The sequence below is a fragment of the Rhizobium sp. P1_B8 genome (assembly GCF_056406515.1).
Genome location: NZ_JBFTZZ010000015.1, coordinates 173,183 through 185,519 on the forward strand (window position 1 = coordinate 173,183; position 12,337 = coordinate 185,519).

At 62.8% G+C, this 12,337-nt stretch carries 4 protein-coding genes and 1 pseudogene; all 5 read left to right on the forward strand.

The features are described from left to right. Positions 1-130: 130 nt before the first annotated feature. The 5 genes and pseudogenes from AC1D2N_RS18495 to AC1D2N_RS18515 all read left to right on the forward strand — a co-directional run bounded on the left by AC1D2N_RS18495 (position 131) and on the right by AC1D2N_RS18515 (position 12,266). Entirely contained in the window at positions 131-6,430 is a 6,300-nt protein-coding gene (locus tag AC1D2N_RS18495; RefSeq protein WP_130729597.1) for a HAMP domain-containing protein, read from the forward strand. 10 nt (positions 6,431-6,440) lie between these two features. Next, positions 6,441-8,115 (forward strand): annotated as a pseudogene (locus AC1D2N_RS18500) (response regulator). A gap of 152 nt (positions 8,116-8,267) precedes the next feature. Next, entirely contained in the window at positions 8,268-10,028 is a 1,761-nt protein-coding gene (treZ, locus tag AC1D2N_RS18505) for a malto-oligosyltrehalose trehalohydrolase (protein ID WP_245268283.1), read from the forward strand. A 29-nt stretch (positions 10,029-10,057) separates the two neighbouring features. Next, entirely contained in the window at positions 10,058-11,911 is a 1,854-nt protein-coding gene (malQ, locus tag AC1D2N_RS18510; protein WP_018245884.1) for a 4-alpha-glucanotransferase, read from the forward strand. 193 nt (positions 11,912-12,104) lie between these two features. Further along, on the forward strand, positions 12,105-12,266 hold the full coding sequence (locus AC1D2N_RS18515; protein WP_012755472.1) for a hypothetical protein: 162 nt from the start codon (positions 12,105-12,107) through the stop codon (positions 12,264-12,266). Positions 12,267-12,337: the final 71 nt, after the last annotated feature.

The following is a 12,337-nucleotide window of genomic DNA, read 5'->3' on the forward strand; positions in this document are numbered from 1 at the left end:
CGCGCACTTTGGATATCTGCAACTATCGGGCTCATTTTGGGCGCTGAATCATGTTAGGATCGACACGGGACGGCCATACCATTTTCCCAGTCGAGCACTAAATTACCAGTCGTCGAAGAGGGGGATTCTCGTGAACAACCAAACCAGCGAATTCGCGCGCGACAATGCCGCGGCAGATAACCTCAATGGTCAGGTCCACAAAGCAATGGCGTTGGACGAGGCCAGCGCCCTTCTGGAGGTGCTGGTTGCGGTAAGACGGGGCGATTTTTCGGTGCGGATGCGGTCGGATCTGACCGGTGTCACCGGCAAGGTCGCCGACGCTCTCAATGACATCATCGCCGCCAATCAGCGCATGGCCCAGCAGCTCGAACATGTCGGGCAGGTGGTCGGCAGGGACGGGCGAACGAGCACGCGCGTGCGCTTCGGCCTGTCGGACGGTTCCTGGTCCGAAATGGAAGGATCGATCAACGGTCTGATCGACGACCTTCTGTGGCCGACGACAGCTGTCACGCGCACGATCACTGCGGTCGCCAAGGGAGATCTTCTGCAGACCGTGCCGCTCGATGTCGACGGTCGGGCGCTCAAAGGTGAGTTCCTACGCTCGGCCGATATCGTCAATACGATGATCAAGCAGCTGAGCGTCTTCACATCGGAAGTGACGCGCGTCGCGCGCGAGGTCGGCACCGACGGAAAACTCGGCGGCCAAGCGCAGGTGCCGGAGGTGACGGGCGTCTGGAAGGACCTCACCGAAAGTGTGAACTCGATGGCGTCGAACCTGACGGCGCAGGTGCGCAACATCGCGGAAGTGACGATCGCCGTCGCGAATGGCGATCTTTCCAAGAAGATCACCGTCGACGTGCGCGGCGAGATCCTGCAGCTGAAGGAGGCGATCAACACCATGGTCGACCAGCTCAGGTCCTTCGCATCGGAAGTGACGCGCGTCGCGCGCGAGGTCGGCACCGAAGGCAAGCTCGGCGGCCAGGCGCTGGTGCCAGGCGTCGCCGGAACCTGGAAAGACCTGACCGATTCCGTCAACGCCATGTGTGGCAACCTGACGGCGCAGGTCCGCAACATCGCCCAGGTGACCACGGCCGTTGCGCGCGGCGACCTGTCGCGCAAGATCACTGTCGACGTTTCGGGCGAAATCTTGGAGCTCAAGGAAACCATCAACACGATGGTCGACCAGCTCAACGGCTTCGCCGGCGAGGTGACGCGCGTGGCGCGTGAAGTCGGCACCGAAGGTCGGCTCGGCGGCCAGGCGCAAGTGCCCGGTGTGGCGGGCACCTGGAAGGACCTGACCGACAACGTCAATTCCATGGCCTCGAACCTCACGGCGCAGGTGCGCAATATCGCCGAAGTCTCGACCGCGATCGCCAATGGCGACCTGTCGAAGAAGATCACGGTCACGGTGTCGGGGGAAATCCTCGAGCTGAAGGAGACGATCAACACGATGGTCGATCAGCTCAATGCCTTTGCTTCCGAAGTGACCCGTGTGGCCCGCGAAGTGGGCACGGAGGGCCGGCTTGGCGGCCAGGCTAATGTGCGCGGCGTCGCCGGCACCTGGAAGGATCTTACCGAGAACGTCAACTCGATGGGCGGCAACCTGACGGCGCAGGTGCGCAATATCGCGGAGGTCTCGACCGCCATCGCCAATGGCGACCTGTCGAAGAAGATCACGGTCGACGTGAAGGGGGAGATCCTCGAGCTGAAGGAAACCATCAATACGATGGTCGATCAGCTGAATGCCTTTGCCTCGGAAGTCACCCGCGTCGCCCGCGAAGTGGGCACGGAGGGCCGGCTCGGCGGCCAGGCCAATGTGCGCGGCGTCGCCGGCACCTGGAAGGACCTGACCGACAGCGTCAATTCGATGGCGTCCAACCTCACCGGGCAGGTGCGCAACATCGCCGAAGTCGCGACCGCCGTCGCCCAGGGAGACCTGTCCAAGAAGATCACCGTCACCGTGTCTGGCGAAATCCTCGAACTGAAGGAGACCATCAACACGATGGTCGACCAGCTCAACGGCTTTGCCGGCGAGGTGACGCGCGTGGCGCGCGAGGTCGGCACCGAAGGCCGGCTCGGCGGCCAGGCGAACGTGCTCGGCGTGGCGGGCACTTGGAAGGATCTGACGGACAGCGTCAATTCCATGGCGGGCAACCTGACGGCGCAGGTGCGCAACATCGCCGAAGTCTCGACCGCGATTGCCAATGGCGACTTGTCGAAGAAGATCACGGTGTCAGTCTCGGGTGAAATCCTCGAGCTCAAGGAAACGCTGAACACCATGGTCGATCAGCTGAACCGCTTTGCTTCCGAAGTCACGCGCGTTGCCCGTGAAGTCGGCACCGAGGGCAAGCTCGGTGGCCAGGCGCAGGTGCCGGGTGTCGCGGGTACCTGGAAAGACCTCACCGAAAACGTCAACTCCATGGCCTCCAACCTTACCGGCCAGGTTCGAAACATCGCCGAAGTCACGACGGCCGTGGCGCGCGGCGACCTGTCGCGCAAGATCACCGTCGACGTGAAGGGGGAAATCCTCGAACTGAAGAACACCATCAATACAATGGTGGACCAGCTCAACGCCTTCGCCGGCGAAGTGACGCGCGTCGCCCGCGAAGTCGGCACCGAAGGCAAGCTTGGCGGCCAGGCGCAGGTCTCCGGCGTCGCCGGCACCTGGAAGGACCTCACCGACAGCGTCAACTCCATGGCGGGCAACCTGACGGCGCAGGTGCGCAATATCGCCGAGGTCGCGACCGCAATCGCCAATGGCGACCTGTCGCGCAAGATCACCGTCGACGTGCGCGGCGAAATCCTGCTCCTGAAGGATACTTTGAATACCATGGTCGATCAGCTTCGCTCCTTTGCCGGCGAAGTGACGCGTGTCGCCCGCGAAGTCGGCACCGATGGCAGGCTGGGCGGTCAGGCTGTCGTTCCCGGCGTCGCCGGCACCTGGAAGGACCTGACCGATAACGTCAACCTGCTCGCCGCCAATCTGACGACCCAGGTTCGAAACATCGCCGAAGTCACGACGGCCGTGGCGCGTGGCGACCTGTCGCGCAAGATCACCGTCGACGTGAAGGGGGAAATCCTCGAACTGAAGAACACCATCAATACGATGGTGGACCAGCTCAACGCCTTCGCCGGCGAAGTGACGCGTGTGGCCCGCGAAGTCGGCACCGAAGGCAAGCTCGGCGGCCAGGCGCAGGTGCCGGGCGTCGCAGGCACCTGGAAAGACTTGACCGACACCGTCAACGTCATGGCCGCCAACCTGACCGAGCAGGTCCGCGGCATCGTCAAGGTGGTGACGGCAGTGGCGAACGGCGACCTCGAGCAAAATCTCACCGTCGCATCCAAGGGCGAGGTGGCAGCCCTTGCCGAGACCATCAACAACATGACCAACACGCTCGCGACCTTTGCCGATCAGGTGACCACGGTTGCGCGTGAGGTGGGCGTGGAAGGCCGTCTCGGCGGTCAGGCGAATGTTCCCGGCACGGCGGGAACCTGGAAGGACTTGACCGGCAACGTCAACCTGCTGGCAGCCAACCTGACGACGCAGGTGCGGGCCATCGCCGAGGTGGCGACCGCCGTCACCAAGGGTGACCTGACGCGCTCGATCAAGGTCGACGCGCGCGGCGAAGTGGCCGAGCTCAAAGACAACATCAACACGATGATCGACAACCTCAGGCTCACCACCGAGCGCAACACCGAGCAGGACTGGCTGAAGACCAACCTGGCGCGCTTCACCAACATGCTGCAGGGGCAGCGCGACCTGACGCTGGTCGGCAAGATGCTGCTGTCGGAGCTGGCGCCTCTGGTCGGTGCCCATCAAGGGGTTATCTACCAGGTGGATGCCGACGAGCGGCAGCCGATCTTGTCGCTGCTCTCCGTCTACGCGAAAGGGGGCGAGGCGGCGCACCCGGCACGTCTCGAGTTCGGCCAGGGGCTTGTCGGCCAGTGCGCCAGCGACGCTCGCCGCATCCTGGTCACCGACCTTCCCGACAATGTCGTTCCGATAAGCTCCGGCGTGTTCACGACCTTGCCGAGAAGCGCCATCGTGCTGCCGGTGCATTTCGAGGGGCAGGTGAAAGCCGTGATCGAGCTGGCCTCCGCCGGCGAATTCACCGAGTTGCAGCTGTCGTTCCTCGACCAGCTGACGACATCGATCGGCATCGTCCTCAACTCGATTGAAGCGACCATGCAGACCGAAGGCCTGCTCAAGCAGTCCCAGCAGCTTGCCGCCGAGCTTCAGACGCAGCAGCGCGAACTGCAGCAGACCAACGAGCAGCTCGGGCAGAAGGCGCAGCAGCTGGAGGAACGCAACGTCGAAGTCGAGGCGAAGAACCAGGAGATCGAGCAGGCCCGGCGCGCGCTGGAGGAAAAGGCAACCGAGCTGGCGCTGACATCGAAATACAAATCCGAATTCCTCGCCAACATGTCGCATGAGCTGCGCACGCCGCTGAATTCGATCCTCATCCTCGGCCAGCAGCTGGGAGAAAACCCGGATGGCAACCTGTCGGGCAAACAGGTCGAGTTTGCAAAGACGATCCACGGCGCGGGAACCGATCTGTTGAACCTCATCAGCGACATCCTCGACCTGTCGAAGATCGAGTCCGGAACGGTCTCGGTCGATGCCGAGGAGATTTTTGTCAGCAACCTGCTCGAGATGATGGCGCGGCCATTCCGGCACGAGGCCGAAAACCGGAACCTGTCGTTCTCGGTCGACGTCGGCGCCGATGTCGCGAAGAGCCTCATCACGGATTCGAAGCGACTGCAGCAGATCCTCAAGAACCTGCTGTCGAATGCCTTCAAGTTCACCGCGCAGGGCGGCGTGACGCTTCGCGTCGCTTCGGCAGCGAGCGGCTGGTCGTCCGATCATCCCTCGCTGAGGCATGCGCCTTCGGTCATCGCCTTCGAAGTCGTCGACACCGGCATCGGCATACCGCCTGAAAAACAACGCATCATTTTCGAGGCCTTCCAGCAGGCGGATGCCTCGACAAGCCGCAAATACGGCGGCACCGGCCTCGGCCTGGCGATCAGCCGCGAACTGGCAAACCTCTTGGGCGGCGAGATCCAGCTGCGCAGCACCCCCGGTGTCGGCAGCACCTTCGTTCTCTACCTGCCGCTCACCTATGTGGGCGCCGGCGCGGTTGCGCCGAAGTCGGTTCCGCCGGCAAATGTCGTGGAATTTGCCGAAGCGGCAGCAAGCCGCCGCGCCGACAAGCCGACCGAACATGTCGAAGATGATCGCCACCAGATAGCGGCCGGCGACTCGGTGCTGCTCGTCGTCGAGGACGACGCGCATTACGCCCGCGTCCTGGTGGATCTCGCCCGCGACAACGGATTCAAGGTTCTGGTGGCGATGCGCGGCAGCGATGCTCTCGCACTTGCGCAGGACTACAGGCCGGCGGCGATCTCGCTCGACATCTTCCTGCCCGACATGCTCGGCTGGACGGTGCTGAGCCAGCTCAAGCAGAATCCGCAGACGCGGCATATTCCGGTCCAGATCATCAGCCTCGACGAGGATCGCCAGCATGGGCTGACCCGCGGCGCCTTCGCTTTCATGAGCAAGCCGACGACGCCGGAAGGCCTCGGCAAGGCACTGTCGCGATTGAAGGCCTATGCGCAGCCGCGCCGCAAGCATCTGCTGCTCGTGGAAGACAACGAGGCCGAGCGTCTGAGCGTCACCGCCCTTCTCGGACACGACGACATCGATATCACCAGCGTCGGCTCCGGATCGGAGGCTCTCGCCGCTCTTCGGCAGAATGCCGCCGACTGCGTGGTGCTCGACCTTTCCCTTCCCGACATGTCCGGCTTCGAAGTGCTGGAGCAGATTCGCGACGACGCCGAGATCGGCGAGGTGCCGGTGGTTGTGTTCACCGGCCGGGAGCTTTCCGCTGAGGAAGACGCGACGCTGCACAGCATGGCCCGCAGCGTTGTGGTCAAGGGGGTCGAATCGCCGGAGCGTCTGCTGGATGAGACGGCCCTGTTCCTGCACCGGGTTGTCGCCGACCTGCCGGCAGCAAAGCAGGCGACGCTGCAGGACCTGCACAGCTCGGACGAGGATCTGGTCGGCGAGACTGTGCTGCTCGTCGACGACGACGCCCGTAACATTTTCGCGCTGAGCAGCGTCCTCGAACGCCGGGGAATGAAGGTCCTGACCGCGACGACCGGTAGCGAAGCCATCGACGTCATCAACAACGAACCCTCTGTGGCGATCGTGCTGATGGACATCATGATGCCCGGAATGGACGGCTACGAGACAATGCAGGTCATCCGTTCGGAACCCCGGTTCCGGCGGCTGCCGATCCTGGCGTTGACGGCCAAGGCGATGAAGGGCGACCGCGAGAAATGCCTGGAAGCGGGCGCGTCCGACTACCTGGCGAAGCCGGTCAATACCGAACAGCTGTTGTCGGCTCTTCGCATGTGGCTGCATCGCTGAGGATCTCGCCATGAACCCCGTCAACATCCTCCTCGTCGACGACCAACCGGCAAAGCTCCTGAGTTACGAGGTCATTCTCGACGAGCTCCAAGAAAACCTCATCAAGGCGCAATCCGCACGCGAAGCCTTCGAGCACCTGTTGCGCACCGAAATCGCAGTGATCCTCGTCGATGTCTGCATGCCCGAACAGGATGGGTTCGAGCTCGTCAGCATGATCCGGCAGCATCCGCGCTATCAGAACACGCCGATCATCTTCGTTTCCGCCGTCATGCTGGCGGAACCTGACCGGCTGCGCGGCTATGCGGTGGGGGCGGTCGACTATGTCTCCGTCCCGATCGTCCCCGAAGTGCTGAGAGCCAAGGTTCGGGTCTTTGCCGATCTCTACAGGAAGACGAGGGAACTCGAACGCCTGAACGCCGAGCTCGAGGCCCGGGTTCACCAGCGCACCGCCGAACTCGAGGCCTCGGCAGCGCAGTTGCGTGAGCTCAACGAGGAGCTCGAGCATCGGATCGATCAACGGACACGGGAGCGCGAAGAGGCGCTCGCACAGCTTTTCGAGGCGCAGAAGCTCGACACGATCGGTCACCTGACGGGTGGCGTGGCCCACGACTTCAATAACCTCCTGATGGCAGTTCTCGGCAGCCTGAATCTTCTGAAGAAACGGCTTCCGGCCGATGAACGCAGCGAACGCCTGGTGACGAACGCGATTCAAGCGGCCGAGCGCGGGACTGCGCTGACCCAGCGCCTGCTTGCCTTCGCGCGCCGCCAGGAGCTCAAGCCGCAGGCGGTCGACTTCCTCCGGCTGTTCGAAAACGTCGAGGATCTTCTCGCCAAGGCGGTGGGGCCGCGCATCGAAATCCACAAGAGCATCCCGGCGGATCTCGCCCCTCTTCTGGTCGACAGCAACCAGTTGGAACTGGCGCTGCTCAACCTGTTCGTCAATGCCCGGGATGCGCTCGAAAGCGGCGGAGCCGTGACGGTGGCCGCGGCGGCAGCCGCAGAAGACCGGCCGGCCGGCCTCGCTGGCGGAAATTACATCAGGATATCGGTGTCGGACGATGGCGAGGGGATGGACGAGGCAACGGTCTCGCGTGCCGCCGAACCGTTTTTCACCACCAAGGGGGTCGGCAAGGGCACCGGTCTCGGCCTGTCGATGGTGCATGGCCTGGCAGCGCAATCCGGCGGCTCGATCCAGATAACGAGCGTCAGGGGCAAGGGCACGACCGTTTCCCTGTGGCTCCCCGTCGCCGAAACCTTCGTCAAGGTGCAGCCGGTCGTCGAGCCTCCGGCGACGGATCCTTTGAAACCGGCCTCGCGGCCGCTCGCCATTCTCGTCGTCGACGACGACGCCCTTGTCAGGACGGGAACCGTGGCAATGCTGGAGGATCTCGGGCATCTGCCGCAAGAGGCGTCTTCCGCTTCCCAGGCTTTGGAATTCTTTGCTGACGGACAGGGTTGTGATCTCGTCATCACCGATCATGCCATGCCGGGGATGACGGGCGCAGAGCTTGCGCGTCACCTTCGCTCCTCCTTTCCAGGCCTGCCCATCATCCTTGCCTCGGGCTATGCCGAGTTTTCCGAAGACCATGGCCTCGGCCGGATGCTGCGGATGAAGAAGCCATTCACACAGGAACAGCTTCAGGCGGCGATGGACCAAGCGCTCGGGTAAAATCGCGGCGGCCTGACGATCAAAGCGTAAACATGCCGAGGCGACCGGCGCGGCCATGCTGGTGACAGCGACCGCTTTCGCGCGTCCGCTTGCGGACGAAACTTTTTCCTCCCGCAAAAGTTACCCAAATCCCATCCCAATTTCATCGAAGGCTTTCTCTTGACCAAAATGACATTCGGACCGGCATTCACCGAAGGGGGCATTCTATTCCGCCTCTGGGCTCCCCTGCATGAAAGCGTGTCGTTGAAGATCGAAGGCGCTGATCCGTGGCCGATGCAGGCGACTGAGGACGGCTGGCACCGCTGCACGGTCGCGCAAGCCCATACCGGTACGCTTTATCGCTTTGTCCTGCCGGACGGTTCCGAAGTTCCCGATCCCGCCTCGCGGTTCCAGCCACAGGATGTGCGCGGGCCGAGCGAAGTGGTCGACCTTTCCACCTATCGCTGGACGACGAGCGACTGGACGGGTCGGCCATGGGAAGAGATGGTCATCTACGAGATGCATATCGGCTGCTTCACGCCGGAGGGTACTTTCAAGGCCGCGATCGAGCGGCTCGACCATCTGCAAGCGCTGGGCGTTACGGCGCTGCAGATCATGCCGCTTAGTGAATTTCCCGGCCGTTACAGCTGGGGCTATGACGGTGTGCTTCCCTATGCTCCGGACAGCAGCTACGGCCGGCCGGAAGATTTCATGGCGCTGGTTGACGCAGCACACCTGCGCGGCATCTCGGTTTTCCTGGACGTGGTCTACAATCACTTCGGACCTGACGGCAATTTTATCCCCGCCTATGCGCCGCTCTTTACCGAGCACCACAAGACGCCCTGGGGCAACGGCATCAACTACGACGGCGACGGATCGGAGATGATCCGCGAATTCATCATCCAGAACGCCATCTATTGGATCACCGAGTTCAGGCTCGACGGTTTCCGCTTCGATGCCGTCCACGCCATCAAGGACAACAGCGCCGAGCATCTGCTTCACGCGCTCGCCCGCCGCGTCAAGGCTGCCGCCGGCGACCGACTTGTCCATCTGATCGTCGAAAACGAGGAAAACGACAGCGATCTGCTGAAGCGTGACGAAAACGGAGAAGTGAGGTTGTTCACCGCCCAATGGAACGATGACGTGCACCATGTGCTGCATATCACTGCTACGGGCGAAACCTTCGGCTACTATGCCGATTACGTCGGTGACGCCGGTAAGCTCGGCCGGGCGCTGGCGGAAGGTTTCGTGTTTCAGGGGGAACATATGCCCTACCGCGGCGGAAGCCGCGGCAGGCCGAGCGGCCATCTGCCGCCCACCGCTTTTATCTCCTTCATCCAGAACCATGACCAGATCGGCAATAGGGCGCTGGGGGACCGGGTTCTGGCTTCGAGCCCGGCTGATGTCGTCAAGGCTGTCGCTGCGATCTACCTGCTGGCGCCCGAGATCCCGATGCTGTTCATGGGCGAGGAATGGGGCGCCAGAGAACCTTTCCCCTTCTTCTGCGATTTCGACGAGGACCTGAACGAGAAGGTCAGGAAAGGCCGTCGTGAGGAGCTCTCCCGTCTGCCGGGCTTCGACGCCGACGACCTTCTCGACCCGACGGCGCCATCGACCTTCGCGGCTGCCAAGTTGGACTGGTCGAAACTCGCCTCCTCCGATGTCTTCGATTTTTACAGGACGCTTCTCGACCTCCGACACCGGAGGATCGTGCCATTGCTCAAAGGCGCTGGCGCCGGAAACGCGGTCTATCGCTCGGCGGGAAGCGCACTCGCGGTGGATTGGACCCTGGCGCAAAACCGGCGTCTGCATCTGCGCGCAAACCTCGGTACCGAGGCGGCGACGCTCGCCTCGCAGCAGGACGACGGCGAGACGATCTTCCGTCTCGGCGGTAGCGATGGCGGCAATCTCGCGCCCTGGACGGTGATCTGGAAAATCAGCGAGGCGTGACGGCTTGCTGACAGGAAGGCGATCGGACGATGAAATCTGCTGAGCTCGACAAGCTCGCCCGCCGGCACGGCATCAGCCCGACCAGGCCCAGTCCCGACGATCGGGAGGTGGCGATATCAGGCGAGACCAAGCGCAAGATCCTCTCGGCATTGAAGATCGACTTGCCGGGAGCGGCCGATCACGAGACCGGCGCGATGCGGCGGGAGCCTAAGCCGGCGGCTAAGAAGATCGCCAGGTCATTTCTGCCGGAGTTCTTTTCCAGCACGCGGGTCTGGGGTGTGAGCCTGCAGCTTTACGAACTCCGTTCGGGACGCAACTGGGGCATAGGAGACTTCGAGGATCTGGCCGATATGGCGGATCTCCTGGGATCGCTGGGCGGTGATTTCATCGGCCTCACCCCGCTTCACGCACCGTTTCTCGCCGATCCCGAGCGTTGCAGCCCCTATGAGCCATCGAACCGCCAGCATCTCAATCCGCTCTATATCGCGGTTGACCGGCTACCGGGTTTTGCCTGTAGTCCGGAACTCGAACGGCAATTGGCACGCCTTCGCCAAACCGATCTCGTCGATTACGCCGGCGTCGCACAGATCAAGCTTAGGGTCCTGCGCGATCTCTGGCCGGCCTGGCGACAGTGCGATACCTATGATCCGGCCGATTTCGACGCTTTTATCGCGCAAGGCGGTAACAGCCTGCGGCTGCACGCGCTTTTCGAATGCCTCTCTCTTTCAATGGTCGAGCGCGGGGCAGGCGCCGGCTGGCAACGGTGGCCGGCCGATTTCCAGCGCTTCGACAGCGCCGCTGTCGCCGAATTCGAGCGCGGACACGCGGAGGATGTCCGCTTCCACATGTGGCTGCAGTGGCTCGCCCACCGCCAGCTGATGCAGGCGGCGGACCGGGCCGGGAAGGCCGGCCTGCGGATCGGGCTCTATCTCGATCTTGCCGTCGGGGAGGCCGTCGATGGCTCGGCGACATGGAGTGAGCCGGATATCTATGTCTCCAAGGCCACGATCGGCAGCCCTCCTGATCCCTTCGCCATAGATGGGCAGGACTGGCACCTTGCCGGATACCTGCCTTCCGCGATCGCCGCAGGAGAGATGTCGCCTTTCCGGCGTATGCTAAGTGCTGCCATGCGATATGCCGGCGCCATCCGCATCGACCACGCCGCAGCGCTTCGCCGCCTCTTCCTGGTGCCATTGGGCAGCAGGCCGGACGGCGGCGCCTATGTCCGCTATCCACAGGATCGGTTGCTGCAGATCCTCGCCGACGTATCCGCCGAGCATCGGTGCCTCGTCATCGGAGAAGACCTGGGACTGATCCCCAAGGGATTGCAGGACGACCTGGCCGCGGCCCACATTCTCTCCTACCGCATCCTTTCCTATGAACAGGATGAGAAGGGCTTCAAGCCGGCGGACGTCTATCCAGTCCTGGCTTTGGCCTGCATTTCGACGCACGACCACCAGACCCTTGCCGGCTGGTGGCGCGGCGCCGACATTCAGGCCCGGTGCGAGCACGGCATCGTGCCGCCCGATCTCACCGAGGCACATCTCGAAGACCGCAAGCGCGAGCGGAGGAACCTGAAAGCGGCGCTGAAGGCTGCCGGCCTCGACCTGCCGGCCAGGCTTTCCCAAGCGCGGGCAAGCGAGGAGACGCTGAGGGAATTCACCGTCAGCGCCTATCGCTTCATCGCCAGAACGCCCTCGCTTCTCGCCGCGATCCGTCTCGCCGATCTCACCGACGAAAAAAGGCCAACCAATGTGCCAGGCACCAGCGACAGCTATCCGAACTGGAAGCCGAAGCTATCGGTTTTGCTCGCGGATCTGATGTCGAGCCCGCTGCTGAAGAGCGTGACGGCGGCAATGCGGGAGGAAAGGCCGCGGGAGTGACCGATGCCGGGCGGCCATCAGCTTCGTCATTGTCGTTCGATCGGGCTCGTCGCGCATGTGGAAATCGATCGAGGAGGGAACGAATAGGAAGCCGGCGAATTTTGAAGGAATAGGGACAGGCATTGCCGAGATGAGGACCTGTCCGCTTTCGCCGCTTCAGTTGCGGCGACCAATATTGATGGAAAACAAGACCATGACGAGCGCATTCATTCTTATCGCATTGGCTCTCATCATCATCTACGCCGGTCCGACATTGCTGTTCATCTGCGTCGGATATGCCGATTATATGCTGGAGCGGCGAAGGCATATGGTGGCGTTGAAGCACGCCGTGAAGCGTCGCAGCGACGAGTTTTAGTTGGACGTTGCTCGGCTTTCCCAGGGGTTCCAGAGGCAGGTCGGCAAAACCCGCCTCCGGCAGCCGGCGCT